This is a genomic window from Variovorax beijingensis (assembly GCF_003951285.1).
Classification (GTDB): Bacteria; Pseudomonadota; Gammaproteobacteria; order Burkholderiales; family Burkholderiaceae_C; genus Variovorax; species Variovorax beijingensis.
In genome coordinates this window covers 26,686-52,123 of record NZ_RXFQ01000012.1, presented here as the reverse complement: position 1 = coordinate 52,123, position 25,438 = coordinate 26,686, and the positions used below count along the sequence as shown (strand labels likewise).

Annotated in this window: 25 protein-coding genes; 7 read left to right on the top strand and 18 right to left on the bottom strand. The window is 63.7% G+C overall.

Annotated features, from left to right (window positions below):
- Positions 1 to 30: 30 nt before the first annotated feature.
- On the bottom strand, positions 31 to 570 hold the full coding sequence (locus EJO66_RS20515) for a cupin domain-containing protein (protein ID WP_124960009.1): 540 nt from the start codon (positions 568 to 570) through the stop codon (positions 31 to 33).
- A gap of 37 nt (positions 571 to 607) precedes the next feature.
- A complete protein-coding gene (locus EJO66_RS20510; protein ID WP_125965940.1) occupies positions 608 to 1,411 on the bottom strand; it encodes an alpha/beta fold hydrolase in 804 nt (267 codons plus the stop codon).
- Positions 1,412 to 1,594: 183 nt separating this feature from the next.
- On the opposite strand from EJO66_RS20510, the gene EJO66_RS20505 reads away from it, so the two are divergent.
- The gene (locus tag EJO66_RS20505; protein WP_125965939.1) at positions 1,595 to 2,590 is read left to right on the top strand and encodes a LysR family transcriptional regulator; all 996 of its coding nucleotides are present in this window, start codon (positions 1,595 to 1,597) and stop codon (positions 2,588 to 2,590) included.
- Positions 2,591 to 2,647: 57 nt separating this feature from the next.
- Here EJO66_RS20505 and EJO66_RS20500 read toward each other — a convergent pair whose 3' ends face one another.
- The 13 genes from EJO66_RS20500 to EJO66_RS20440 all read right to left on the bottom strand — a co-directional run bounded on the left by EJO66_RS20500 (position 2,648) and on the right by EJO66_RS20440 (position 17,947).
- Positions 2,648 to 2,827, bottom strand: coding sequence for a hypothetical protein (locus EJO66_RS20500; RefSeq protein WP_125965938.1), 180 nt, complete (start codon positions 2,825 to 2,827; stop codon positions 2,648 to 2,650).
- Positions 2,828 to 3,026: 199 nt separating this feature from the next.
- Positions 3,027 to 4,307 carry a lipase family protein gene (locus EJO66_RS20495; protein WP_206168868.1) on the bottom strand — a complete coding sequence of 427 codons (1,281 nt, stop codon included), beginning with the start codon at positions 4,305 to 4,307 and terminating at the stop codon, positions 3,027 to 3,029.
- Positions 4,304 to 5,698 carry an MmgE/PrpD family protein gene (locus EJO66_RS20490; protein WP_185738357.1) on the bottom strand — a complete coding sequence of 465 codons (1,395 nt, stop codon included), beginning with the start codon at positions 5,696 to 5,698 and terminating at the stop codon, positions 4,304 to 4,306. The genes EJO66_RS20495 and EJO66_RS20490 overlap by 4 nt, the downstream gene beginning before the upstream one ends.
- A gap of 1 nt (position 5,699) precedes the next feature.
- Positions 5,700 to 6,749, bottom strand: coding sequence for a phosphoglycerate dehydrogenase (locus EJO66_RS20485; RefSeq protein WP_125965937.1), 1,050 nt, complete (start codon positions 6,747 to 6,749; stop codon positions 5,700 to 5,702).
- Positions 6,746 to 8,878: a hydantoinase/oxoprolinase family protein gene (locus EJO66_RS20480; protein WP_125965936.1), complete on the bottom strand. Its 2,133-nt coding sequence runs from the start codon at positions 8,876 to 8,878 to the stop codon at positions 6,746 to 6,748. Before EJO66_RS20480 ends, EJO66_RS20485 begins: the two co-directional genes overlap by 4 nt.
- The gene (locus tag EJO66_RS20475; RefSeq protein ID WP_124960002.1) at positions 8,875 to 10,551 is read right to left on the bottom strand and encodes a hydantoinase B/oxoprolinase family protein; all 1,677 of its coding nucleotides are present in this window, start codon (positions 10,549 to 10,551) and stop codon (positions 8,875 to 8,877) included. Before EJO66_RS20475 ends, EJO66_RS20480 begins: the two co-directional genes overlap by 4 nt.
- Positions 10,548 to 11,594 (bottom strand): LysR substrate-binding domain-containing protein, encoded by a 1,047-nt coding sequence (locus EJO66_RS20470; RefSeq protein ID WP_164547871.1) that lies wholly within the window; start codon positions 11,592 to 11,594, stop codon positions 10,548 to 10,550. Before EJO66_RS20470 ends, EJO66_RS20475 begins: the two co-directional genes overlap by 4 nt.
- An 8-nt stretch (positions 11,595 to 11,602) precedes the next feature.
- A complete protein-coding gene (locus tag EJO66_RS20465; RefSeq protein WP_124960000.1) occupies positions 11,603 to 12,859 on the bottom strand; it encodes an MFS transporter in 1,257 nt (418 codons plus the stop codon).
- Between the two features lie 88 nt (positions 12,860 to 12,947).
- A complete protein-coding gene (locus EJO66_RS20460) occupies positions 12,948 to 14,024 on the bottom strand; it encodes an AbrB family transcriptional regulator (RefSeq protein WP_125965935.1) in 1,077 nt (358 codons plus the stop codon).
- Positions 14,025 to 14,074: 50 nt separating this feature from the next.
- The gene (locus tag EJO66_RS20455) at positions 14,075 to 15,058 is read right to left on the bottom strand and encodes a Bug family tripartite tricarboxylate transporter substrate binding protein (RefSeq protein WP_125965934.1); all 984 of its coding nucleotides are present in this window, start codon (positions 15,056 to 15,058) and stop codon (positions 14,075 to 14,077) included.
- Positions 15,055 to 15,366 carry a DUF4387 domain-containing protein gene (locus tag EJO66_RS20450; RefSeq protein ID WP_124959997.1) on the bottom strand — a complete coding sequence of 104 codons (312 nt, stop codon included), beginning with the start codon at positions 15,364 to 15,366 and terminating at the stop codon, positions 15,055 to 15,057. Before EJO66_RS20450 ends, EJO66_RS20455 begins: the two co-directional genes overlap by 4 nt.
- A 23-nt stretch (positions 15,367 to 15,389) precedes the next feature.
- A complete protein-coding gene (locus EJO66_RS20445; protein ID WP_124959996.1) occupies positions 15,390 to 16,781 on the bottom strand; it encodes an acyclic terpene utilization AtuA family protein in 1,392 nt (463 codons plus the stop codon).
- A gap of 77 nt (positions 16,782 to 16,858) precedes the next feature.
- A complete protein-coding gene (locus tag EJO66_RS20440; RefSeq protein WP_164547870.1) occupies positions 16,859 to 17,947 on the bottom strand; it encodes a porin in 1,089 nt (362 codons plus the stop codon).
- A gap of 203 nt (positions 17,948 to 18,150) precedes the next feature.
- Between EJO66_RS20440 and EJO66_RS20435 the strand changes: the two genes are divergently transcribed.
- The 4 genes from EJO66_RS20435 (at position 18,151) to EJO66_RS20420 (ending at position 21,944) form a co-directional block, all read left to right on the top strand.
- Positions 18,151 to 18,948: a GntR family transcriptional regulator gene (locus EJO66_RS20435; RefSeq protein ID WP_164547869.1), complete on the top strand. Its 798-nt coding sequence runs from the start codon at positions 18,151 to 18,153 to the stop codon at positions 18,946 to 18,948.
- Between the two features lie 100 nt (positions 18,949 to 19,048).
- Complete coding sequence (locus EJO66_RS20430; protein WP_125965932.1) at positions 19,049 to 19,894, top strand: MipA/OmpV family protein; 846 nt, start codon at positions 19,049 to 19,051, stop codon at positions 19,892 to 19,894.
- Between the two features lie 15 nt (positions 19,895 to 19,909).
- Positions 19,910 to 20,596 (top strand): response regulator transcription factor, encoded by a 687-nt coding sequence (locus EJO66_RS20425; protein WP_124959992.1) that lies wholly within the window; start codon positions 19,910 to 19,912, stop codon positions 20,594 to 20,596.
- Complete coding sequence (locus EJO66_RS20420; RefSeq protein ID WP_164547868.1) at positions 20,565 to 21,944, top strand: HAMP domain-containing sensor histidine kinase; 1,380 nt, start codon at positions 20,565 to 20,567, stop codon at positions 21,942 to 21,944. Before EJO66_RS20425 ends, EJO66_RS20420 begins: the two co-directional genes overlap by 32 nt.
- 62 nt (positions 21,945 to 22,006) lie before the next feature.
- Here the strand turns inward: EJO66_RS20420 and EJO66_RS20415 are convergent, their stop codons facing one another.
- Positions 22,007 to 22,219, bottom strand: a complete 213-nt coding sequence (locus EJO66_RS20415) for a hypothetical protein (RefSeq protein WP_125965930.1) — start codon at positions 22,217 to 22,219, stop codon at positions 22,007 to 22,009.
- A gap of 49 nt (positions 22,220 to 22,268) precedes the next feature.
- Positions 22,269 to 22,814: a phosphatase PAP2 family protein gene (locus EJO66_RS20410; RefSeq protein ID WP_124959989.1), complete on the bottom strand. Its 546-nt coding sequence runs from the start codon at positions 22,812 to 22,814 to the stop codon at positions 22,269 to 22,271.
- Between EJO66_RS20410 and EJO66_RS33020 the strand changes: the two genes are divergently transcribed.
- A complete protein-coding gene (locus tag EJO66_RS33020; protein ID WP_420856700.1) occupies positions 22,729 to 23,517 on the top strand; it encodes a transposase in 789 nt (262 codons plus the stop codon). The two genes, EJO66_RS20410 and EJO66_RS33020, sit on opposite strands and share 86 nt — an antisense overlap.
- 582 nt (positions 23,518 to 24,099) lie before the next feature.
- Here the strand turns inward: EJO66_RS33020 and EJO66_RS20400 are convergent.
- The gene (locus tag EJO66_RS20400) at positions 24,100 to 24,663 is read right to left on the bottom strand and encodes a helix-turn-helix domain-containing protein (protein WP_206168874.1); all 564 of its coding nucleotides are present in this window, start codon (positions 24,661 to 24,663) and stop codon (positions 24,100 to 24,102) included.
- A 225-nt stretch (positions 24,664 to 24,888) separates the two neighbouring features.
- On the opposite strand from EJO66_RS20400, the gene EJO66_RS20395 reads away from it, so the two are divergent.
- Positions 24,889 to 25,131, top strand: coding sequence for a helix-turn-helix domain-containing protein (locus EJO66_RS20395; RefSeq protein ID WP_124960075.1), 243 nt, complete (start codon positions 24,889 to 24,891; stop codon positions 25,129 to 25,131).
- Positions 25,132 to 25,438: the final 307 nt, after the last annotated feature.

The following is a 25,438-nucleotide window of genomic DNA, read 5'->3' as shown; positions in this document are numbered from 1 at the left end:
TTACTTGATTGATCTTCGATATGCTCTGGCTTACTGGACGCTCAGCGTCCCTGCCTCTCCCATGCGTTTGATGCTCTCCTGCGAATACACACCTCGCGGCGACTCGCCCTGAATGATTCCGATCAGCAACGCTTCAGCCTCCCCCGGTTCTGTCGATACACATTCGAAGCGACGGTTGACGCCGACAGGACACGCGATGAAGTCCAAAGCGCCGAGCATCACGGACTCGACGCCCCGGTCGCCTTCCCAATCAATGCGCCACTGACCCTTGACACACATGAAGGTCTCAACGGTGTCGTGCGCATGCATCAGGACGCCCTTGCCGGGTTTCGCGGCGATAAACGAGAGGCCAAAGCCTGCCTTGATGTGCCGAATGCGCGCCCGAGCTTCGTTGCCGAAAGGCGAGTAACCGCCGTCGGGCTGCTCAAAGCCGAGCACATTGAGAAAGGTGCGCTCGCCCTCAGGCAGGCCCATGTCGGGCAGCCCCGAGCTGCAGCGCGTCAGCTCCGAGAATCGGGCCAGTCCGGCCAGCACCTCGTTACGGGCTGGTTTTGAAATCTGAAACGTCATGGTGTTGCCTCCGGCTCGTTGTGGAAAGACTGAGCGATCAATCGCCCTTGAAATGCGTCATCAGCGCTGCGGCGAACTCAGTCGGGTTGAGCAGTGCGGGGTAGTGCCCCCCCGTGCTCAGCCTGAATTGCCTACTACCCAGATAGCGCTCGCGCATGGCCTCACGCGTGGGATCGTCGACCACGCCGTCGTCGCGCGCGTCAAGCAGCGCGATCCGGCTCTCGGACAGGTTGACCTTTGAAATGGGTGTGGCGCCGAGAACCGCCATCAGGGCCGACTTGGCCATCTCGGCTGTCTGAAGCGAGCCGACGAGGGCCAGCATCGTGTACTTGAAATCTGCTTTCTGCGCGGTTTCCTCTCCGGCGGATCGCAGCTGCCCCAGCGTGATCTCCAGGTGTTCGCTGGCGGACGTCGCGGCCAACTTCTCTCGCGAGATCTTCTTCTGCAGCCACCCGGCGTCGTGGAATGTGTTGGCGAACATGCACCGGCGCACGCGGTGCGGCTCACGTAACGCGCAAAGCTGCGCCACATATCCACCCAACGACGAGCCAAACAGATCAAAGGACCTGATGCCCGCCGCCGCCAGCAACGTCAATAGGCCCGAAGCCATGGCACTCGCGTCATCGAGTGCCGGATACGAGACGCTGATGACCCGGTGTGTGCCACGTAGAGCTTCAATGGTGCGATAGAACACATCCCCGGTGCCGCCGGCGCCAGGCAGCAGCACCAGCGGAATGCGCGCCGCGTCCTGATCGGTATCACGGATCGTCCAATCTTCGCCCTCGGCGCTCCACCGGATAAGCGGGAACCGGCGTTGGAAATCGGTGATATTCGAGTGCATTGTTGCGAGGCCTGGAAGGGAGGAGGCAATTCGAACAGCTGCGGCTCTTCCCGCCAATCAGGCCGCGTGCATTCGCGCATTCGTGGCGCCGATGTGCGCGCGTCCGATGCAAGGAGTCCGAGTCCGCATTGACCTCTGCCGCTTGCACCACCCAAAATTGCCAACCAACCCTGGAGGTGACTAGTGGCCCCGCTCAAGAAGAACGTCGACCTGAACCTACTCGTCTGTCTCGATGCCTTGCTCACTGAAGGATCGGTAACGCGCGCGGCAGACCGGCTCGACATGAGCCAGCCTGGCATGAGCCACGCGCTGTCGCGGCTGCGCGCGCTCACCGGTGACGCGCTCTTTGTGCGCTCCGGCAATGAGTTCATCCCTACAGAACGCGCGCGGGCACTGGCAGGAAAGGTACGTATAGGATTGGCCGCACTCGAGGAGATCTTCTCTTCCGAAGGGCCGTTCGATCCCGCCGCCACCGCGGGAAAATTGACGGTCGCGGCTGTCGATTCGGTGGGCGTACTGTTGATTCCGTTACTGGCTGAGGCGCTCGCGCGCGAGGCGCCAATGATCTCTCTTCAGGTACGTCTGCCCGATCCGGAAAAGCTGCGTGAATGGCTCACGGAAGGCGAATGCGACATCGCCCTCGGCTTCTATATTGATGCACATTCGGAACTGCATTGCAGTGACCTCTTCGGCCAAGAGCTGGCCCTGATCAGCGGTCCATCCCATCCTTTGCACGGCAAGCCGATGAACCTCGAGCAATATGTGGAATCAACCCATGTGGTGTTCGGTTCGCCCTTCTCTTCCACCTCCCCGATGGAAGAGATCATCGATCAGGCGCTGAAAGCGCGGAACCTTGAACGCACGCAGTCCGTCCAGGTGTCTTCGATGCTTCTGATGCCTTACGTCGTCGCTGCCTCGCCACACGTTGCCGCGCTGCCCGCATGGCTGGCCCGTCAGTACGCGCTTTCACTGCCGCTGCAGGTGCGACCCATGCCGCTCAACGTGCAGCCCATCATCATCCGCATGCTGTGGCACGACCGCACGCATCGCACGGGCATGCACCGGTGGGTGCGCCAACTCGTGCGCAAGCTTACCGAGGAGATGGCGCAATCCGGATCCACCATCACGGTGTCAAGAAGGACGGACGGTGACCCGCTTAGTGGCGCTGCCCAGATATGAGAAAGCCTGCTGATGACAGCGGCTCACAGCTTCAGCGTTGCCAGAATGCAGCTTGCTTCAGTCGGTACTCTTCGCGTCTGCAAACTCGATGCCGATTCCTGCAAAGCGTTTTGCCACCTCATCGCCGAATTGCTCGCGAAAGTCGCGCGAATTGCCAGGCGCCACGCTGATGTCAAAGTGGTCGGATTCGTTGGTGCCGGTGATGAGCACCAAGACGTAGGCCGTCTCGTCGGTCACATTGGTGAATCTCGGCGAACGCCTTGGCGACTATGCACATGTCCCAAAGAGACAGGAATATCTCACCCGCCGCGTGTGTGCACACGCAGTAGTCCCAGGATGCGGCATGCGTGTTGCGAACACATCTGGACGTCACGAGATGACTACGATGCACGGGCCATTTTTTCGATCGCTTCGAGTGCAACGAAGGCACGCAGCTTCAATCGTCATTGAATGGAAGATCCGCGCGCCGCTGCCCCGGGGGACCGGGCGGCGCAATCTCCGAGCAGTTGTTCGCGACCTTCTTTTTCGCCAGCACCGTGCGCACAAAAGCAAGCGAATCATCGAAGGACCCGTGCAGTGCGCCGTCATGCCCATGGCCTTCGTAGCGGTTCCAGCTGACCCTGTTGCCCGCGGTGCAAAGTGCCGAAACCGCAGCGTGCTGCCGCACCGGCGCGATCGTGGCATCGGCCAGGCCGGTGCCGATGAACAGCGGCACGCCGACAGGGCCCATCGGCATGTCCGTCACGGGCAGGCGAAGTCCTGCGAGGCGCTCCCTGGAGATCGACAAGGTCTCGCCGAGATCGGCAACGCGCAGCTTACGCGCGAGCCTCGCGACGTCTGCGGTACAGCCGCTGCGTGCCGCCTCCAGAAGCTGCCGCCCCTTGTCACTGACGATCTCGTCGATCTGCGGGCCGTCGTCGCGCAGCCCGCCTGCAGCGAAGGCGAGGAACATGTTGCTCGAGTCGCGCACAGGCTGCGAGACCGGCCCGGCGGGGAATGTACTGACAAGCCCTGTCGCGACGGCACCCAGCACGTTCAGCTCCGGCGCATATTCGCGAGCGAGTCGCGCCGCACCCAACGCGGCCCCGGAGCCCTGCGATTGGCCTGCGACAAAGACGCGGTTCGATACCTGGCGAGGACGCGCGCCGATGGCCGCTCGCACGGCATCCAGCACCGATCGACCCTCGGCCTGCCAATTCAGATAGGGATGCGGGCCTGGGCCGCCGAGTCCCTGGTAGTCCGTGACGACAACGGCGAAGCCCGCCTTGAGCCACCTGTTGATGTAGGTGGCATCCCGCGGGCGCCACCCGGTCCACGAAGGCGCGCACACGTCAGCAATTCCCAAGGTTCCGTGCGCCCAGGCCATGATGGGCCAGCCTCGCGCCGGCGCATTTCCAGCGGGCAAATAGAACGCTCCGCTGACCGGGATTCGACCCGAATGCCAACGCGCGTCGATCGACGTGTAGAGGATGCGCCGGCTTTCGGCGGCAGCATCGATCTCCGCCTGGCCCGGCATCGCCTCCTCGCGCAACAGTACGCCAGGTGCGCTAGGCAATGCGTCGGAGACCCGATAGAACGGCGACAAGGCCATGTCGCCCGCCGCCGGCCCCACGGGCAGGCTTCCCTGTGCGAGCGCAGCAGCCGAAACGGTTGCCAGCGCCAGCACGCCCAAGAGGCCACGGGCCCTTCTGTCTTCGACAAGTTCGCGCACGTTCATGCCTGCTCCCTTGCCGCATCCGAGGCGGGTTCTCGGGACATGGCTTCGAACAGCGGTTGGAAATCCCTTTGCTTCGCCAGATCCGACACAAACTCGAGCACGCGCCCTTGAGCAACACGGCCGATATGCGGCGCAGCCATGCGGCGAAACTTCCGCTCGAAGTCCGTGTCGGTCATTGGTGTTTCCAACGAGCCGGGGCCGCTGATTCTCTCGCTGCTGAACTCTTCACCCGACGCCAGCGTGACGGTCAGCCGGTTCGCGAGGTGCTTGGGAAACAGCTTCGTCAGCGCCGCGTCTTCGCTGACTGTCGTCTTGCTCATGAGCGCAATGGCGCGCGGATCGGCCATCCGCTGCGCCGTGTAGGACTCGATGGTGATGTCCCCGTCCAGCAGCGCCCGTGCCACGTTGTAGGGCAAGCTGTGGTCAGCCGTTTCCCGCGTGAGGGGCCGCCACTTTTCGGGCGAGTCGGCGAGCACGCGCAGGTTGAACTCCGAGGTTTCGACGCGAATCGCTGCGATGGTGTCGATATCGGGGATTTTCGATCTGAGATCTATTGCCGCCCACACGGCGGTATGCAACTCGCCGTTGGTAGGAAAGGTCTTGGTGAGCGAGCGGAGGATGGCGAACTGCCCGTTCTCACGACTGCCGAAACCGTCGACGTCCAGCTCGAACGCACCTGTCACCTGCTTGAAGAACCCCATCTCTCCTTCGAACACGGGAGACGGCCCGGTCATTCCGTGGCGCGCGAGCGTGGCGGCAAAAATCGCGTTTCGCGCAGCATTGGCTGCCGAGCACCCCTTCCAGTCCGACAACGATCCCGAGCGCACCTGGCGCATGGCAATGTGCGCGCTGAGCGCGATGTTGATCGCTTGTTCAGTCTGCGCTTCGTCGAGCTTCATCAGCCTGGCAGCGGCTGCGGCCATCGCTACATTGACGTAGTTCACGTGATCCCAACCGCGCTTGTTCAGGCTGGCTGCATCCTGCAGCCCCATCTGGATTTCGTAGGCAACGACGATGGCCGCCATGAGCTCACTGCCGGTCGCTCCTTCTGCCTCCGCCACTGCGAGGCATGCAGGAATGCTGTCGCTCGGATGGCCGGGCTCGCGCCCCATGTAGCCGTCGTTGTAATCCAGGAAGCGCACCATGATGCCGTTCGCAAACGCAGCCAGTTCGGGCGTGGTGCGAAGGCCGGTACCGAACACGGTGGAAGATGGTTGCGGCGTGCCGGATGCCACCGCGACCGCGGTCCTCACCGGACCGGCGTCATAGGCCCCCAGGATACAGGCCAGGCTGTCGACGAAACGCTGCTGCACACGGGCGTTCACCTGTTCCGGGACATCGTCGATGGAAAGTGCGCAGGCATACCGTGCAATGCGTCGTGCGAGGTTCAAGTCAGACATGTGTAGGCGTTTTCAGTTGTTCAGGGGTCGGCTCCGCGCGATGGCGGCCGTCGGCAATCACGCAGTCAGACGGCGGCGCCCTCCCCTCCAGCACCGCGACAACGCATTGCGCCGCGATCCGGTTCGTGCGCACCAGGCCCTCGCGCGTGGAAGCGCCAGAGTGCGGCGTGGCAATCACGTTGGGCAATGCGATCAATGCGCGGGTCACGCTCATGCACGAGGGGTCGGACTCGCTCTGAAACACATCCAGTCCGGCACCGGCAATCCTGCCGGACGCCAGTGCATCGAGCAGTGCGGCGTCGTCCACCAGGCCGCCGCGGGCCGTGTTGACGAGGATCGCCGTGGGCTTCATGCGAGCGAGCGCCCTGGCATTGATGAGCATGCGCGTCTCGGGTGTCAGCGGCGCATGCAGGCTCACGACGTCGCTCGAGGTCAGCAACTCGTCGATCTCGACATGCGCGACGCCGTTCACGCGGGACCACTCGTCATCCGGGCTTGCACTCACCGCAAGAAGGCGGGCCTCGAAGCCCTTGAGGCGCTGCACGACGCCGCGGCCAATGCGGCCGAGCCCCACGATGCCCACGGTCTTCCGATACAGGTCCGCCCCGGTGAGAATGTTCCACGACCCTGCATTCATCTGCATCTGCGATTCGCGCAGCCGATGGCTCACGGCAAGCATCAGGGCCAGGGCGTGATCGGCAACGCAGGCGTCGTTGCCGCCGACGGCAATGGCAGCCACCTTCCCCAGGTCTGCCACGGCTTGGGTGTCCACCCGTTCGTAGCCCACGCCGCGGCGTGCGATGACCCGCAGCCTTGGCAGCTTGCCCAGCAGCTGCCGGGTCACGCGGGCATGGCCGACGATCCAGCCCTCGGCATCCGCAAGCATCTGCACGAGGGTGTCCTCGCTGAGCTCCCCATCGGCCTTGCCCGGTGGCATCTCGGCCAGGCGAACCTCGCACCCGTGCGAGTTCAGGTAGGCGACGGTGTCTTCGTCGAAGAACCTCTGCGTGACCACCACGGTCCGCATCGCGTGCTCGCTCATGTCGCTTCCTCCTTCGCCAATACGGCGCCTTCGGTGGTGGCAGGCCGCTTGCCATGGTCGATGTCGACGACCAGGTTGAAGAAGCGGTCGACTCCAAGGCTGCAGTCGGGGCCGAAGCTGCAGCTCGACTCCCTTTCCTCGACCACGGCCGGGCCTGCGATTCGCACACCCGGCTCGAGCGCATAGCGGTCATAGACCTTGGTCTTCATGAAGCCATGGCCGTCGAAGTACACCTCGCGCTCGCCACGCAGCGCCTCGCCGTGCACGCACGAATAGGCCAGGGTGATGTCTTGCGCCGGCAGCGATGCCTTGAGCCGCCAGTTGACGGCTTCGATGGCCACCCCCTTCACCACACGGCCAAAACGCGCCAGGTAGGCGGCGTTGAACGCATCCTTGACAGTCTGGACGTGGGAGGCGTCGAGCGGCCCGCGCGGAAGATCCACCGTGACATCGAAACCCTGGCCGACATAGCGCATGTCGGCTTGCCAGCGGATGGCGATTTCGCTCTCGCCAAGCGCGGCCCTGGCAAGGAGCTCCCGGCTGGCGGCCTCCATCTGCGCAAACAGGGCGTTCACCACCGGCCAGTCGGCGCCCTCGAGCCGCGTGACGTAGCCGCGCACCTCGTCGACGGCGGGTGCCGCCACAAGGAACCCCAACGCGGAGATGACGCCTGCCCCCATCGGCACGATGAGGCGCGGAACCTTGAGCAGGCGCGCAAGCGCATAGCCGTGCACGGCGCCTGCGCCGCCGAATGCAAAGAGCGAATGCGTCCGCGGGTCCTTGCCCTTTTCCGCCAGGTGCATGCGCGTGGCCGCCGCCATGGTCTCGTTGGCGATGGCCTGGATGCCCTTCGCAGCGGCCATGGCATCGATGCCGAGACGGTTGCCCAGGCGCTCCTGCATCGCCTTCTCGACGGCGTCCAATGACAACGCCATCTCGCCGCCCAGGAAGAACTTTGGATTCAGATAGCCGAGCAACAGGTCGGCATCAGTGACCGTCGGCTCGATGCCGCCGAGCCCGTAGGCGACCGGCCCCGGGTCCGAGCCTGCGCTGCGCGGCCCCACCTTCATGAGGCCATTGGCATCCACGGCGGCGATGGACCCACCACCGGTGCCGATCTCGATCAGGTCGACGACCGTGAGCTTCAGGGGCAGGCCCGAGCCCTGCTTGAACTTGCGGATGCGGCCGGCTTCGAACTCGTGCTTGAGGTTGGGCTTGCCGTCCTCGATCAGGCACATCTTCGCGGTGGTGCCCCCCATGTCGAACGAAATCATGCGGTTTTCGCCAACCTGGCGCGCCACGAACGCCGCGGCCATGGCACCCGCGGCCGGACCTGACTCGATGAGGCGCACCGGGAAGCGGCGCGCGTCTTCGACGGTCGTGATGCCGCCGCCGGACAGCATGATGTAGAGCTCGCCGTCAAAGCCTATGCCCGCCAGGTCGCTCGCAAGCCGGCCCAGGTAGCTGTGGACGCGAGGTTGAACGTAGGCGTTGACGCAGGCGGTATTCGTGCGCTCGTACTCTCGGATCTCCGGCGCGACCTCCGATGACAAGGTCACCGGTAGGTTCGGATACAGCCCTCGAACCGCTTCCAGTGCCCGCTGTTCATGAACGGGATTCCGGTACGCGTGCATGAAGGCAATCGCCAGGGCTTCGATCTGCGCCGACGCCACAAGCCACTGCACTTCGCGGACCACATCCTCGACGTTCAGCGGGTCATGTTCGACGCCGCTCGCCAACAGCCGGCCGCGCACCGGGCGGCGCAGCCGCCGCGCAACGATGACGGGCACGGGGGGCAGAAAGAGGTCATCGACGTCGTAGCGGCTCTCGCGTCCCATTTCCAGAACGTCGCGAAAGCCCTCGGTACACAGCAGCCCCACCTTGGCACCCGTCCGCTCCAGGACGGTATTCGTGATGAGTGTGGTTCCGTGAACGATGCTGCCAATCTGGGCCGGATCGGTCTGCGTCTCGGCCAGCAGCCGCTCAATGCCATCCACGATGGCCCTGCTGGGTGCCTCGGGCGTGGTCAGGCGCTTGCCGATGCGCGTGATGCCGCGCGATTCGTCGTGCAGGACGAAGTCCGTGAAAGTGCCGCCGATGTCGACGCCGATGCGGGTGCTGCGTTTCATTGGGCACCCCCATGCACCTGCGCGCAGGCTTGGGGATAGACATTGCGGACCTGCTCCACGGAGACAAAGCCGTCGGCCAGGTCTGCCGCCACCGCGGCGACGTCCCGCTGCGCCGGGTCTCCGAATCCTCCGCCGCCCGCAAACCGGACGACCACGCGCCCGCCGGGCAGGAGCGTCGACTGGGACTTCAGGCTTGCCGACGAGCCATCGGGCAGAACCACCTGCGCCACCGCGCCCGGCATGCCCCCGTGCAGCCCCAGCGCGGGATGAGACTCGCGGTCTCCGAGCATCCCCATCATCACGGGCCGGCTGGCCAGACTCTGGACCACGCACTCCTGGCCGAGGCCTCCGCGGAACCGGCCAGCGCCGCCGGAGTCCTGCCGATACTCCTTCCGGGTCAACAGCAGCGGAACCACGGCCTCGAGCGCTTCGATGCTCCCCGCACCCGAGTTGGTGGGAAAGGCCGTCGTGGACAATCCATCCTGCCGGGCCGACGCGCCCATGCCACCGCTGGCAAACAGGATCTGGCCGAACCGTTCGCCCGCATCGTTCACCCCTGCGAAGCCCAGCCGAAAGGCAGGCGCACCGCCGCTGTCAGCAATGACTTGTTCAGGAATGACCTTGCCGAGGGCCTGGTAGATCGCACATGAAAGCAGATGCCCGGTCAGGTGCCGCGCGGCGACTGCCGCCGGGTACTGCGCGTTCACGATGGTGCGCTCGGGAGCCCGCACTTCGACGGCCCTGTAGGAGCCCTCGTTCCTGCGCGTGAGCGGGTCCACCGCACACTTGATGGGGTAGACCGAGTAGGCACGTGTGTAGTTGATCGTGCAGTTCGTTCCTTTGTCGACCTGCGCGGAAGTGCCGGCATAGTCCACCACCATCTTGTCGCCTGCGACCGTGATTGCGCAGTGGATGCGGGTCGGATATCCCGGCACGCCGTCGGCCTCGATGGTCGAGACATAGTGGCCGTCGGGAATTGCCGCAATGGCCTTGCGCATGGCCACATCGGCCTTAGCCAGCACTGCCGCCGAAAGGCGTTCGAAGTCGGGCTCGCCGCTGTCCTGCAGAAAATCGACCGCACGTTCGCAGCACACCCGGTTTGCAGTGCATTGCGCCTCCAGGTCGCCGAGCACTTGCTCCGGCAGTCGCACGTTGTTCAGAAAGAGCTCCACAAGGGGCTCGTTGCGTTGGCCTGCCCGGTACAGGTGCATCGGCGGAATGCACACGCCTTCCTCAAAGAGATCACGGCATGTTGCGGAGAGGGTGCCGCCCACGTCCGGCGAGTGCGCCGCACAACCAGCGAAACCGACGACTCGGCCTTTGTAGAACACCGGTGTCACCACCGTGATGTCGGGCAGGTGCCCGGTCGCGATCCAGGGGTCGTTGGTCAGGATGCAATCGCCCTCGCGCCACGTCTCGAGCGGAAACGTCTCGAGCATGGCCCGGATCGTTCGCGGGATGATTCCCGCGAAGGCCGGAATACCGCCGCTGCACTCCGCAATCGATTCCCCGCGCGTGTTGGTCAACACGGTGGCAAAGTCGTTGGACTCCCGAACGATCGTGGAGAAGGCAGTGCGAAGAAGTGCGGTGGCGCCTTCATCGACGATCGCCACGAGTCGGCTCCACCATATTTCCAATGTGATGGCATCGATGCCGTCCGCTTGCTCATTCATGCGTTCTCCGGGTCTGCAATGGGTAAAGCAGGATCGTAGGAAGGGGGCGCGCCGGCGTGTTTAGCTTCGTGCGACAGGTCTTTCGCCGTACGCGAAACCTCTGGCGCGCCTGCCGTAAATGCACTGCCGGCCAAGCCAGACACGTTCCGCTGGAGCTCCGCCTCACCCGCGTCGATGCAGCGGCGCAAGAAAGCGCGTGCCGCGCCGCTGAGCCCTTGTTTCGAGCGTGCGCCCACCAGCATCTGGCGCACGGCCCAGGGCTCGTGGAGTTCGACCAGCGCGATCGAGAAGCATCCCTGGTAGTTCTCCACGATCAGCCTGGGCGCGATGCAGATACCCATTCCGGCGTGGACCATCCTGCACGCCGCATCGACGCTGCCGACACGGATCCGCACGCGGTAGCCGACACCGCCCTCGGCCATCAGCTTCTGGCTCAAGGAGCTCTGCGTCTGCGTGCCGATGTGGTCGTAGCTGAGGGTCTCCTCAAAACGAACGCGCGCTTGCGCCGCGAGTGGGTGTCCCCTGGGCACGACCACGCAGAGCCTGTCGCGACGGTATGCAAACGTGACCAGCTCATGGCCCGAGACCGGTTCAAGAAAGATCCCCAGGTCTGCCCGCTCACCCAGCACCGCCTCCACCACCTTCTGGCTCGTGCCTTCCGAGAGATCGATGGCCACCCCCGGGTGCGCATCCGAGAACGACCGCACTTCCTCCGGCAGAAACTGCGCGACGGCGGATGCGGTTGCTGCGATTCGCAGGAGCCCGTGGATCCCCCTCGAATAGAGCAGCAAGTCGCTTTGCATCTGCTCGACGCCGTGGATGATTTCTCGCGCGTGCTGCAGCAACGCCCGGCCGGCGGGCGTGAGCGACATGCCCCGGGCGCGGCGCTCGAAGAAGCGCGTGCCTGCCGCTGCCTCCAGGTCGGAGATCCGCTTGCTCAGCGCGGCAATCGCGATGTTGCACTTGTCGGCAGCCGTCGTGAGGCTGCCGCAATCAGCGACGGCCAGGAAGAGCTTCAGCGTCGTGAATTCGAACTGCTTCATGACAAGCTTCAGGCTCCCTCCACCTGTTCGCGCCGCCGGGGAGTGGGCCCGCGGACGACCTTCAGCATCAGCAGCGCGGAGAGGCAAGACAGCACAGCCGCATGCAGCATCATGTAGCGCCATGCCGTCAGGTCGACCAGAAGGCCCAGGAAGGCCGGCATCAGCGTCTGGCCAATGGCCGCCGCTGTCCAGTAGAGGCCGGTGTAGGTGCCCAGGTACTTCTGGTTGGGCACGATGCTCCAGAGAATCGCGACCGCATTGATGGCAAAGGCGGCCCATCCGACGGCCATCAGGGCCATGGCCGTTGCAACCTGGACCGTGCTCGTCGCGAAGAACACCGCGACACAGCCAAGGGCGACGACGATCATGCCGAGCATGCAAACCGCGGCACGGCTCGTTCGATCGGCAATGACGGCCACCGGTATGGCCGCCACCAGAAACGCGATACCGGCCGGAAAGCCGATGGAGCCGGCGGTGCCCCGCGACAGTTCGAGCACCTCCATCAGGTAGGGCGTCAGCTGGGACCGGATCGCCGTCCAGGTGCCATTGGCGCCAAACACGGCCAGCAGCAGAAGCAGCCGGCGCTTGTCCGGCGAAGTGAAGACATCCAGGACCAGCTCCTTCAGGTTGAGCTGCACGGTGTCTTCTTCGGCGCCCTCCACCGCACCGTGGGCCTCTTGCGATGACAGCCCCTTGCATGCGATGTACATGCCGATCACCAGGAGCACCGCCGGGATGAAGAACGCCAGGCGCAAGTCCTTGTCCACCACGATGAAGCTGATGGCAGCCGACGCAAGAATGGTCAACGCCACGCCGATGCGGGCCACCGCGTTGCCCTTGCTTCGATGGTTCGGCGCCTGGTAGTCGGCGGTGAGCGACTCCGCAATGGACTTGAAGCCGTTTGCCACAAATGCGAAGCCGATCATCGAAACCAGCAGCATTTCGAACGAAATCGCCCACGGTATGAGCGCGAACAGCACTGCGGCCACAGGCGCGCCGATGAGCAGGAATCGGAACCGGTTGCCGCCCTTGGCCTTGTGCTGGTCCGACATGTGGGCCATCCAGGGCTGCACGAAGATTCCCAGCAGGTTGTCCACCCCCATCAGCAGGCCGATGACAGCGGCGCTGCTGATGTACTGCCTGAGCGAGGCGGGAACTTGCGCGTCGTAGAAGTTCCAGACCGACTCCTGCGCGAACAGCGCCAGCGCAACGAAGAACGCAGCCTTCTTGTTGAAGCGGTTGATTTCAGGGTTCCGTGGGGCCATTTATTGATACCTTTTCAGCTTCGTGGTCGTGGCCGCGCTAGTGGCAAAGAGACAGTGGCAGGCACGCTCGGGTGCGGTTGGTCGTTGTTCATCCGGGTTGGCGAGGTTTGCAGTACCTGGACACGAGCCGCGCCATCTGAGGCGCCAGGAGCGTGACGACGATGAGCCGCATGACCTGCACCGCAAGAATCACCGGCACACAGGCGTGCATGCCATGAGCCACAGCCACGGCTGCATCGATGCCGCCGGGCATGATTGCGAGAAAGGCCGTGAGCACATCGATGCCCTCGAATGAACGAAGAATCGGCCACATCAGCGCGATGCACGACCCGATCATCAGAAGAATCCCGAGGACCATCGCCGGCATCAGGTGAAGGCAGTCGAGCAGCACCTGCCTGTTGAAGCGCAGGCCCGCATAGCAGCCGCCGAACGCAAAGGCGGCAGCCGCAACAACGGCCGGAACCTGGACAGCCGCCAGCCCTGCCGCGTGCAACCCGCTGCCCACGATGACAGGCACCCAGAACGCCGCCTGCCCCCACTTGGCTGCGATGGCAACTGCAACGCCTGCGGCGATCAGTCCCGCAAGGGTTGCGGCAACATCGACAGACACTGCGCCAGAGAGAAACACCGTCACCGGCGGCGAAGCGGAAGCGTCGGACCCGCTGCCTGCACCGGCAAGACCCGCGACTGCAATGGCTGTCAGTGTCACGCAGACGATGCGAAGGTGCTGCATCAAGGCGATCACCCGCGGGTCGGCGCCTCGCTGTTCGCCCAGCATCATCATGGTCGAGGCCGCGCCCGGGGACAGCCCCCAGATGGCCGACTGGCCCGGCAGCCAGCCACTGCGCGTGAACACCACGGCGACGGCGCCGGCAGCAACCACGCTCAAGACATTGACGGCCAGCACCACTGCCCAGTGGTCCGCGATGAGTTGCAGCAGGTCCCAGCTGACAACGGAGGCCACCATGCAGCCGAGCACCGCCTGAACGGGCAGGAAAATGCCAGCCTTCAGTTCCAGTCCCACCCCGCTCAGCGCGAAACCGATGGCGACCAGCATCGGGCCCAGCAGCACCGCACCGGGAACATGGAGCGCGCGAAGCAGGGCGACGCAGGCCCCGGCGCCTCCGATCAGCAGCGCCCACTGAAACATTTTCTTGAGTGGCATGGGTCGGGTCGTCAGCGGGCTTGCGCCAGTCGATGCGGATGTCGCACAGCTCAATCGGCCTTGATGCCGGCCTCGGCGATCAAGCGGCCGTATCCGGCGAAATCGCGCTGAAACAGGCTTTCGCAGTCTTTTGCCGTGCCTCCGATGACGGCGCCGCCGCTGTCGGCAACAAACCGCTCGAGTTCGGGCGTGCGAAGTGCGTTGTTGAATTCGCCATTGAGGCGCTGCACGATCGCCAAGGGCGTTCCCTTCGGCGCTATCAGCGCCAGCCAGCCATCGACCTCGAAGTCGGGAATCCCTGACTCTGCCAAGGTAGGCACATCAGGCAATGCCGGCAGCCGCTTGAGCGTGCTGATGCCCAGGGCCCGTATCTGCCCGGCCTTGATCAGCGCAGCCGCTGCGACCAGTGGAAGAAAACCGGCCAGAACCTGGCCTCCGGCGAGATCCGTCGAGAACGCCCCGATGCCCTTGTATGGAACATGAAGCGCCGTGAACCCTGCCTTCAAGGACATCAGCGCGCTGGCGATGTGGAGCGGCGTGCCGTTTCCGGAATTGCCCATCGGCACGGATTCCTTCTCCGGACGGGACCTGGCGTAGGAAACGAACTGCTGGATGTCCTTCGCGGGCACGCTCGCATGCACGACAAAGATCATCGGTCCCGAGGTGAGCGCAACGACGGGCTGCACGTCCTGCACAGGGTGGAAGCTCGCCTTGTAGAGATGCGGCGTGATGCAATGCGTCGACGCCACAATGGCAAGCGTGTAGCCGTCAGCGGGACTGCGAACCAGCTGGGAGGTCGCAATCAAGCCTGCCGAACCGGGCCGGTTGTCGATGACCAGCGGCTGGCCGAGCGGGCCTTCGAGCACAGGGGCAAGCCTTCGTGCGGTCGCATCGATGGCGGAACCGGGCGAAACCGGTAGAACGATCTTGATCGGCTTGTCCGGGTAGGTCGAACCCCATGCGGAGCCAAGCACTGCGCTGCCAAGCGCAGCCGCAACAAACTTGCGCCTTTGGAGCGCGCGATGCTGGTTCATCTCTTCAGTTCGATATCGAGCAATCGCACGTACTGCTGACCGGAGTGCATGTCGCGTTCGACCATTCCCCCTTGAGGGCTCGCTCGCGGAAAGGAGATCTTCAGCACATGAAGGGAATCGACCGGAATGCGCTTGACGAGGCTTGGATCCACGCCGTACAGCCGATGGAACAGCTCGGGGGAAAGTTCTTCGCAGTCCCGGTACTTCCTGTACTTTTCCTCCCCGTCAAAGAAGAGGTCGACCGTGACCCAGAAGGGGCCGGCGACCTTGGAGCGGATGTGGTGACAGACTTCACGCAGCTTGGGCATAACTGATTCCTTCTTGATTCCGTTCAGGCCGCGATTGCTTTGCCGTGTTTGTCGATCCAGACCATGCGAACCATCGACAAGGGGTCTTCGACGGCCACAACGTGGTTGAGCTTGAATTCGAAGACCTGGCCGCGCGGAACGTCTGCGGGGCTGAAGGCAAAACCGTAGCTGGGCAGCTCCTTGTTCATCACGACCGGGTAGTGAAAGAAGTACGGGTTGCATGCGTGAGCGATTGCATTGGCCAGCTCCTGGGTCTTGGCTGTGGCAACCAGCAGCACCCCTATCTCCCGTGGAGGCGGAACGTTCACCGGCACGTCGCCGGTCACGGCGTTCCAGCCATACATGCGAAGCGAGATGTGGAATTCACCCAACTCCTCTGCGGGAATCGACTTGCGGGTGCGTTCGTAGAGCGCGTCCAGCAGCCGATCGTGGAATGCGTTGACGTTGTTGAGAACGTCGGGATCCTGAATGCCGATGAGCATCAGCGTCTGGTAGTTTCCAGCAGCTGCTCCTTCGAGCTTCATCGTGTAGGGCTGTGCGACCCACTTGGCACCCTCCACGCGCACGGCGCGCTCGCCGAGCTGCGTATAGGCTGCGCCAGTCACGTCCAGAATTCCGCCAGGTTCGTGCAAATAGTGGGGGTCGCTGTTTTCGTACAGCATGTGCTTGGACACACTGTGCGGCGTACACCGGTTGGTTGCTGACAGTGGCTCCACTTCGAAGCCCCCCTCATCGATGGTCAGCAGGACCCCGGCTCCGTCGGCCGGATTGAGACAGCATTGCGCGCCGCATTCCGCAATCTTGCCGGCGTGCCACGAAGCCCCCCAGGGTGCGCCCTTCCAGATCGCGAAGCTGGCCAGCACGGCCGTGTCAGTGGCCCTTCCGCCGATGACGACGTCTGCGCCCGCTTCCAGTGCGGCAACGAAGGGCTCTACGCCCATCAGGCCGACGATGTGCTCGCATGCGTCGATGGTCGCGTCCTCCAACGGGCCGAGCGGAGGCAATGGCCTCACCTTGCCTTGCCGGTTGAACGCCTTGAGGCTGGCCCTCTCCTGCTCGGAGTACAGCAGCGCGATCTTCGGCGAGATGCCCAGCTCCTGGACAAGCTCCAGAAGAATGTCCCGGGTCCAGTCGACGTTGAGATCGCCGCCCGCCTGGCCCGCCGTGCCGACGATGATCGGGATGCGCGTCTTCGCATGGGCGCGCAGCAGGATGCCCAGGTCGCGCTTGACCGCCCCGCGGTTGTTTTTGGATTTGCCCAGCGCAAGATAGGCCGCCCCGCTGTCGGTGGAGCCGGCGTCCGTTGCAATCACGTTGGCACCCTTGGCCAACCCATATTCGATTTCGCTCTCGCGGACCCCCGATCCAAGGGAACCGCAGGGCACCAGTACTTTCACATTGCCTTGCAGGGCCATGACTGTCTTTCTTTTCAGAGGATTGGAAGGTCGCGCGGACCTGGGCGGTTCTCTCCGCCCGGGGCCGAAGGAAGAACTCAGAAGTCGTGACGGACCCCGATCGCATAGCCGGAAGTGGAAGAACGCGATGGATCCCGGGTCAGCCCGGCAATGTTGACGGGGTCGAGCCTGTACCCGTCCGAGAAGGAGTTGCTGAAGACCGAAAAGCTCAGTGCCGTGCGCCGGGAGAGTTGGTAGTCGACGGCGGCAATCGCGGTCTTCTTCTTGCCGTCGCGGCCCGCCACGTTGTTGATGTTCTTGCCGCTGTCCAGCGTGTACGAGAACTTGAAGATGAACGGCGCCATGTCATACCGCAAGCCCGGCGTGATCAATGTGTTGGCCTGTTCCGGCCTGCCCCTTGCGGAACCATCGAGCGTGGCACGCGCCGCATTCAGGTAGAGGCGCGCACTGCTGCCCAGGCGAAGCTGTCCGCCTGCACCAAGAACGGTGTGTTGCGGATAGAGACCCGTTGCCGCGAGCGTCGGCGACTTGAAAGTCACGCCGTAAAGGGCAACGGTGTATGTATTGGTGATCTGGGCCAGGTCGAAAGCCATGCTCCGGCCGGAGCCTTCGTTCGGCGCGGCACTCAAGGCCGCTGTGATTCCTGCCGGGCCGTCCCACCGGACCTTGATCACGTCGTCGCTGCGCGAGTCGTTGCCTGCAAACTTGTTGACCCCGTACAGCGCCAGCGGCGTGACGTGCAGGCTCGCCCCGCTCACACTGAACACGTCCAGGCTCCGGGTGACACGGTCCGTGGAGGCGTGGAACTGGCGCCCGAGCGTGAGCGTGAACGCCTCGCTGGCAAGGCCGACAGTCGATTCGCGATGCCAGAACTTTCCCCGAGAACCCATCTCGCCGGTGTCCGTGTCGATGTTGGTTTCGAGACGAAAGATCGCTCTCAGGCCACCGCCGAGATCCTCGCCGCCGCGGAACCCCAGATAGGACCCGTTGAGCAAGTAGTTGCTCAGCTCGGTCTTGGCCCCGGTTTGATGGGTCTTGTGCGTGATGCCCGCAGAGATCCGCCCATAGATCTGCACGCTGCTCGTCTGCGCAAAAGCAAGACCGCTCACCGCGAGCGTAGCGCCGCCTGCCACCGCAATGCGGCGCCCCATCGTTCCATTCTTCACAGTGTCTCCTCTGGCGGATGAATCTGGATTTGTTGGCCGAATGTCAGGCGCCGAGGCCGCTTGCAAATCGGTAGGGACATTATGCAAGCATGATGTCATAATTACATGCTAGTGAAAACCCGCCCCGTCGTTCGATGCGGGGGCTGCCGACGGACCTCCCTGACAATGCAAGCTTCAGCCACAAGATGAGTCGAGAAGACACAATGTCAGTGATCCTTCGCCGAGAACGCGGTGACCTCTTGCATCGCCAGCTGTTCCTGGCCCTTCGGGAACAGATCAGGCGGGGCGCCTACAGGGAAGGCGACCCGATACCCACCGAGGATCAGCTTTGCCAGTCATTCGGCGTCTCGCGCATCACGGTGCGGCGCGCGGTAGCGGACCTGGTGGAAGAAGGATGGCTGGAGAAGCGCCTCGGACGAGGCACCTTCGTCAAGCAGACGGCTGCCAAGCCTCAGAACCGCACCGGCTCCACGTTCACCGAATCCCTGGCGAAACGGTCGAAGCAGACCAAGGTCACTGTTCTGGAGGTATCGAAGTGCTCGCCACCGCCCTCGGTAGCGGCGGCCATGGGACTGGCCGATGATGCGCAAGTGATGTACGCCAGCCGTCTTCGCTCCATATCCGGCGTTCCCCTGCTCTTCATCGACTCCTGGGTAATGCCGGAATACGCAGGCACCATCAAGAATGACACGCTCGAGAAACGCTCGATCACCGAAATGCTGCTGTCGCAGGGCGTGCGGTTTCGGTACGTGACCGAGGAGATTTCTGCGGTTGCCGCAGAACCTCATGTGGCAGCGAGCTTGCATGTAGAGGTCGGCTCACCGTTGCTATGTGTTGCACGCCTCGTCAGCAAGGATGTGGGCAAGACGGTGATGTACCTCATGGCGTACATGACATCGGAACGCAGCCGCGTCGTGTTCAGCCACGAAGAGCAGGACCTCGACCGCATGTATGAAGCCAAACTCATTCACGACATCGATGCCTACGACGCTGACCAATGATGGTCCTGTTTGCTTCGGCGCGCCGACGGCGCCGGTAAGAGTCCGGTAAGACGAGCGCATCGACGATCGGAGCTTCCTCACAACCCTGATTGGCTCCGCCATGCCGCGTGCTTCGTCGACTCGTACGTTCTTTGCTTTTTGCCCTTTGCTTTTCGGTGCCTCGCTAACGCTCCTTGCCTCGCCCGCCGCGTGGGCGCAGGACGGCAGCCTCAATCCAACGCCGGCGGCCACCGAGCCGCAGCCTCAACCGTCGGCCGATGCCTCTCGCTGGGGCCTTGGCATGGCAGCCGGGGTCAAGCAGCAGCCATATACCGGCGCGGGCACAAAGACCCAGGGCATTCCGCTCATCTACTATGAAAACCGTTATGTGCGAGTCCTTGGTGCAGGGGCGGAGCTCAAGCTCCCGGAGATCGAACTGGGCTCCAATTCATCCTTGTCCTTCGGCCTGCGCGCCAAATACGGCCTCGGCGGCTACGAGCCGAGCGATGCCCCCATCCTGGAGGGCATGCAGGAACGCAAGGGCAGCGTGTGGCTCGGCGCCGGCGTCACCTGGCACAACGAAATCGCCGACATCTCGGCCGAATGGCTGGGCGATGCCTCGGGCAAGAGCAAGGGGCAGCAATTTCGGCTCGGCGTGCAGCACGATTTTCGCGCGGGCAGCTTCACGTTGACGCCGCGCATTGCGGCCAACTGGCTGGATAGGAAATACGTGGACTACTACTACGGCGTGCGCACCGAAGAGAGCCGCCCCGGACGACCTGCATACCTGGGCGCTTCGACAGTCAACACGGAAATCGGGCTGCGCGTCGACTACGCAATCGATCGCCAACAGACGGTGTTTGTCGACCTCAGCGCCACCCGGTTGGGCAAGCAAATCAAGAACAGCCCGCTGGTCGACCGATCGAGCCAGACCTCGCTCTCGGTTGGCTATCTCTTTCGCTTCTGAGGCAACCCTGGCTGCATGAACCGCATCGCGCTCATCGAAGACCACGACCGCATGGCCACCCTGGTGTGCAAGGCGCTTGTTGGCGCGGGCATCGAGACCGATGTGTTCGGGCGTGTCGATGTCGCCTGGCACGCCCTGCGCCGAACGCCCTACGCAGCGCTTGTGATCGATCGGGGGCTACCCGATGGAGACGGTCTCGAACTGGTGCGGCGGCTGCGTGCAGTCGGCACGCGAACGCCCTGCCTGATGCTGACGGCGCGGGATGCCTTGCACGACCGTGTCGACGGTCTGGAGTCGGGCGCCGACGACTATCTGGTCAAGCCTTTTCCGATGGAAGAGCTCGTAGCGCGCGTGCGCGCTCTGCTGCGGCGACCGGCCGAATTGCTGAGCCTGTCGCCCGCCTATGCCGACATCTGCATACACCCCGACAACGGAACGATGACCTGCGACAGCGAGGCCGTCACGCTCGCACCCGCCGAGCTTCAGATCATGCTTTGCCTCGTGCGCAGCGGTGGACAGACGGTACGCCGCAGCGCGCTCGAATCGGCCGCCTGGGGGCTTTCGGAGGCCGTGACGCCCAACGCCCTCGATGTGGCGCTGCATCGCCTGCGCAAGAAGCTGCAGGCCGTGGGCTCCGCGCTGCAGATCGCCAATGCCAGGGGACGCGGCTATGCGCTTCTCGAAGCTCCACTGGCCACGTAGCCTGGGCACGCGGCTGCTGGCAACGTATGTGGCCGGCATCCTGGTGTGCATGGTGGTGATCGTCGTCGTGAGCGCCGCCACCATGCTTCTGCGCGGAGACACGTTGAATGAAGGAATCTCCACCCATGCCCGCCTGATCGGCCAGCAACTGGCGTTCGACGCCAGCGGACGGCCGAGCGGCCTGGACGAATCGGAGCTCCCCATGTGGCTGTATTCAGGCATGGGAAAAGAAACCTCTGTGCGCGTGCTCGACGCCACCGGCGACGTCGTGCTGCCGGCAGGGAAAAACGCTTCGGCGCTACTGCAGGAGGGCAAGGGCTTCGAGCCGCGCGACCACACGTTCGATGCAGTCGCGGATAGGCTCGCGGTGCGTGCAGCAACACATGGCCTCGATCACGAGGGGCAGCGGTGGTATGTGCAGGTGGCGGTGAGCCAGCGGCTGATCGAGCTCATGGACCGCAGCGTCGGTCTGCCGGCGCTCGGGCAAGGCCTTCTGCTGGCGTGCCTCGCGTCTGTCCTGGTGTTCGCCGTGGTCATGTATTTCACACTCGGGCGCATGCTCAGGCCGCTGCGGGTGGCCTCCGAAAGCGCCGCACGCATCACGCCGCGCACGCTCGATGCGCGCTTGAGCGTGCAAGGATTGCCCTCGGAGATGCTGCCGCTGATCGAGGCCTTCAATCGCGCGCTCGACCGCTTGGAAAGCGGCTACATCGCCCAGCAGGATTTTCTTGCGGCGGCTGCGCATGAACTCAAGACACCGCTCTCGTTGATCCGCGGACAGATCGAACTGAGCGGCGGCGAGGATGCCGCCTTCAATCGCGACGCACTGATCCGCGATGTGGATCAGATGGCTCGGCACGTCGGCCAACTTCTGCACCTTGCCGAAGCGACGGAGTTGTGCAACTACGAGGTCCGCCTGGTCGGCGCAGCCGCACTGGTGGACGAAGTCGGCGACTATATCGGACGGCTCGCCGCGCGCCGCGAGGTGTATCTGGACTTGCGTGTCGCACCGAACGCCGTCTCATGGCAGGCGGACCGAGGCGCGCTGTTCACGCTGCTGAAAAACCTGCTGGAGAACGCAATCCAGCACTCGCCGCCGCATGGTGTGGTGCGTCTCATGGCCGACGCTCGGCAGATCTCGGTGCGCGATGAAGGTCCCGGCATTCCGGCGCGCGACTTGCCGATGATCTTCGATCGCTTCTGGCGCGGCGCTGGGCGGCGCGACGAAGGCACGGGGCTGGGTCTTGCAATATGCCAGGAGATCGCTCTCGCCCATGGCTGGCGGCTGTCAGCGCATGCAGCATCGCCGGGCACCGAATTTGTCATCGCCTTCGCGCCGGGACGGTGAACCATGAGGCCCGACCACAGCGCATAGGTCCGGCGCACGCAAATTTCAGGGACAGCGAAAGATCAAGGGCCGAAACAAAGCAGCAGCCAGAACGACACCGCGCCACTGTCGAGGAACAACAGGATCTTGACCGCAGCAGCGATGACGGCGAGGCTGGCAACGGCGTCCAACAGGCCGGACTCGAACAGCCACGAGCCGAGGCCTGGCAGCCAGCGAAACTTCGCGAAGAGCATGGCCAATCGCTTCACGTCGGCGACCTGGAGGGCCGAATCCACCGCCAGCTTTTTGCACCGGCGGCCGGCATTGCGGTGGCTGCAGCAAACGTCATGACGACTGCGTTGAACCGCGAGAGATGCGGGCGACGACGGCGCCCAGTGCGCTGAAGGCCGCCGCCAGCACCAGCGCCAGCAGCAGCCCTGCCGGAATGTCCAGCGGAAAATGAACGCCGACGTGAATGCGCGCCCAGCCGGTAAGTGAGCCCAGTGCAAATATCACCGCGCCTGCGCTCCGCAGCGCGCGTCGCCGCAAGCACAGCAGCGCCACGGTGAACATGACCGTCGCATGCGCGCTCGGCAGTGAACCGCGCGCACCGTGCTCGATGTACATCGGGCTCAAGCCCACCATGAAAGGACGCGGCCTGTTCAGTCCCGCCGCCAGTGCGTGCGCCAGCATGGAAGCAAGCGCCGCGCAGGCCAGCACGGCCAGAAGGAAGGCGCGTTCTCTGGGATGCAGCCAGGCCGTCCGGCCCAGCAAGACCGCGCACAGCCACGGCCCGCCGACAGCAATGGCGGCCGCAGCAGACACCAGCCAGGCGCGCGGCTCGTGTCCCGCAGCAATCGACAGGAACACGAGCAGATTCAGTTCCTCCATTGGCGATGAAGGGAACGCGGGTCGACGGAATGAGGCATTGATTTCGCACCAGGACAACCAGGATCTCTGGATCGTCTGCCTTGAAGACTTTCCGGCGACTTACCGGCCCTGTATCGCCACCTCGGTGGCGGCGAACTCCTCTTGTGCATCCGAACGTGCGAGCAGAAATCTGGTCCCCGGTTCGGCCTTCTGTGCAGAGCGCTTCCATCGGTGCGTCTGTTCCATCAACCGGCACATGACCCGGGCGAGACCGGCGAAGCCTTCGGGCCTCTTTGGCATCAGGCAGATCACGAGCTCGCCGACCACGGCGGCCAACGAGGCAGACGTGGAACAGGTGAGCGATTTGCTGCACGGCAAAGAGGACGCGATGTGGGCGGACTCGGGCTACCGAGGTGCACAGGGCCGGGTGAAGCGGGATGTGCGATGGCACATGGCGAGCAGGCCCAGCCACATGGCGGAGATGCCGGAGGGCCGAGCCAGGGCCAGAGCACACAAGCAGGAATATCAGAAGGCGAGCATCCGGGCACAGGTCGAGCATCCGTTCCGGGTGATCAAGCGGCAGTTCGGCCTGGCGGAGGTGAGATCCAAGGGACTGGCCAAGAACACGGCCCATGCGATCGCGCTATTTGCGCTGTCGAACCTGGGGATGGTCAGAAGGAAGCCGATTGCGATGATGGGACAGGTGCGCCCGCAGGCAGCATGAAAGGGCCACAGAGGCTCTCAAACGCGTGGAATGTTCGGTGCAATGAGCCTGGGAGTGCAGCGGGACAACACCCCGTCGTCATCAAACCAATTTACGACTTGATCAGATGGTATGGACGCCTACCTCCTGGTGCAGCTTCCGCCACGGCTCGTGTAGTGCCAGAGTGGCGACCTGGTCGTCATCATCAGCGAACTGGAGACCATCATGGGACGTACCGTCATTGCCATCGACATTAAAAAAAGGAGTTTCAGCTGCTCTGGATCGATCAGAAGACCAGATGCATCGAGCGATTGCGGTTGAAGCGCGCAAAGCTGCTCGAGTGGTTTGCGAACCGCGCAACTGCGCTGGTCGTGATGAAAGCATGCGGCGGCGCACATGACTGGGGTCGAGCTCTGATGGGACCGGGCCACGAGGTACGACGCATCTCGCCCAGGAAGGTACGTCCGTTCGTGCAGCGCAACGCGGACAAGCCACAGTCACGCCCACAGTCTATGTAGCCCGGACCGTCTCCCGATGCCGAACGGAGCCAGCGGGCCGAGGCGTCCGGCCACAGCGCTCAACGGGCCAGTGTGTCGCGTCCCCTCACTCGCGTAGCGTGAACACCACCGACAGATAGGAAACCGTCCCCGAATGAATGGTCTCGATGCCATGCAGCGCGGTCGCATCGAACAGCAGCGAATCCCCTGCCCCCACCGCAACCGACTTGCCGCCGTAGCGGTAGCTGACCTCCCCGGACACGAAGTACAGGAACTTGAGGCCCGGATGCTGGAAGGTCACGTAGGGATCGGCACCTGGCAGCAACGTGACCAGATAGGGCTCGACGAACAGATTGCCCGACAGGAGGTGACCCAGCAACTCGTAGCGGTAGTCCGCCACGGCGCCGATGCGATCGACCAAGACACCATGTCCTGCGCGCACATGGCAAAAGTCCGTGCGCCGCGCCTGATCACCGAAGAAGCGCGAGACAGGCACATGCAGGCCCTGCGCGAGGCGCTCCAGGGTCTCCACCGAAGGCGAGACCAACCCGCGCTCGATGCGAGAAAGCATCGAGGCAGAAATCCCCGAAGTCTTGGCCAGTTCGCCGCCAGACACCTCGGCCGCCATGCGCAGCGCCCTCACCTGCGCACCGATGCGAGCCGCAGACAGGCTGCGTACGACAGGTGCAGATTGCCTCGGGCGGACACGCGTCACCGAAATCGGCAACCGCAGAGGCCGAACTGTTGGCAGAGGCGAAGCGATCTGTCGGCGCGTCATTTGGATCTCATGGCAGAGGAGTCCCGAGAAAGGCCAAAACAGCATTTCTCCCTGCTATCCATGATAATCAAAAAAGGTCGAAATGGCCTTTCTCGATTTGCCTCCGAGCATCGAGAAGTGCCACCGTCCATTCACCATCGCCGATACGAGGTGCTAAGAAAGCATCTGCGCTCCCTTCGGCGCTCGGCCGGCTTGACACAGGCAGAACTTGGAGTTCGGCTCAAGGTGGACCAGTCCCATGTATCCAAAGTCGAGCGAGGCGAAAGGTATATGGACGTACTGTTTTATTTGGACTGGTGTCGCGCTTGCAAACAGCATCCCGAGGCCGCGATCACGGTTCTGGTTAAGGCTGGAGCCTAGCGACGGACGATCTGAAAGGGCGCACCGTTGACCCAGCGACTGGTTGCTCAGGCCTTCAAATTGAAACTACACAGCACCGTTGATCTACCCGTGCTGCGGTCAGCGATGCGCTGACCGACTCGTGGGCCAGACGCACGTTCAGGCGAGGAGATTGCTTCCGGACGGTTCAGCGATGGCGACAGCGTTGAACCACAGCCCAAGCGCTGGGCAGTGCTGACGCGCTACCTGGACAACGGCCAGTCGCCCGCGGATACGGATGCAATTGACTTCCTGGCCGTTTCGCCATTCACGTCCTCAGGAAACTGGC

Coding starts and splice junctions, on each gene's coding strand:
- EJO66_RS20510 (WP_125965940.1), bottom strand. CDS start 1,411: ATGCACTCGAATATCACCGATTTCCAACGCCGGTTCCCGCTTATCCGG.
- EJO66_RS20485 (WP_125965937.1), bottom strand. CDS start 6,749: ATGAGCGAGCACGCGATGCGGACCGTGGTGGTCACGCAGAGGTTCTTC.
- EJO66_RS20450 (WP_124959997.1), bottom strand. CDS start 15,366: ATGCCCAAGCTGCGTGAAGTCTGTCACCACATCCGCTCCAAGGTCGCC.
- EJO66_RS20480 (WP_125965936.1), bottom strand. CDS start 8,878: ATGAAACGCAGCACCCGCATCGGCGTCGACATCGGCGGCACTTTCACG.
- EJO66_RS20420 (WP_164547868.1), top strand. CDS start 20,565: ATGCGCTTCTCGAAGCTCCACTGGCCACGTAGCCTGGGCACGCGGCTG.
- EJO66_RS20425 (WP_124959992.1), top strand. CDS start 19,910: ATGAACCGCATCGCGCTCATCGAAGACCACGACCGCATGGCCACCCTG.
- EJO66_RS20470 (WP_164547871.1), bottom strand. CDS start 11,594: ATGAAGCAGTTCGAATTCACGACGCTGAAGCTCTTCCTGGCCGTCGCT.
- EJO66_RS20430 (WP_125965932.1), top strand. CDS start 19,049: ATGCCGCGTGCTTCGTCGACTCGTACGTTCTTTGCTTTTTGCCCTTTG.
- EJO66_RS20445 (WP_124959996.1), bottom strand. CDS start 16,781: ATGGCCCTGCAAGGCAATGTGAAAGTACTGGTGCCCTGCGGTTCCCTT.
- EJO66_RS20460 (WP_125965935.1), bottom strand. CDS start 14,024: ATGCCACTCAAGAAAATGTTTCAGTGGGCGCTGCTGATCGGAGGCGCC.
- EJO66_RS20410 (WP_124959989.1), bottom strand. CDS start 22,814: ATGGAGGAACTGAATCTGCTCGTGTTCCTGTCGATTGCTGCGGGACAC.
- EJO66_RS20515 (WP_124960009.1), bottom strand. CDS start 570: ATGACGTTTCAGATTTCAAAACCAGCCCGTAACGAGGTGCTGGCCGGA.
- EJO66_RS20495 (WP_206168868.1), bottom strand. CDS start 4,307: ATGAACGTGCGCGAACTTGTCGAAGACAGAAGGGCCCGTGGCCTCTTG.
- EJO66_RS20455 (WP_125965934.1), bottom strand. CDS start 15,058: ATGAACCAGCATCGCGCGCTCCAAAGGCGCAAGTTTGTTGCGGCTGCG.
- EJO66_RS20435 (WP_164547869.1), top strand. CDS start 18,151: ATGTCAGTGATCCTTCGCCGAGAACGCGGTGACCTCTTGCATCGCCAG.
- EJO66_RS33020 (WP_420856700.1), top strand. CDS start 22,729: ATGGCGGCCGCAGCAGACACCAGCCAGGCGCGCGGCTCGTGTCCCGCA.
- EJO66_RS20475 (WP_124960002.1), bottom strand. CDS start 10,551: ATGAATGAGCAAGCGGACGGCATCGATGCCATCACATTGGAAATATGG.
- EJO66_RS20465 (WP_124960000.1), bottom strand. CDS start 12,859: ATGGCCCCACGGAACCCTGAAATCAACCGCTTCAACAAGAAGGCTGCG.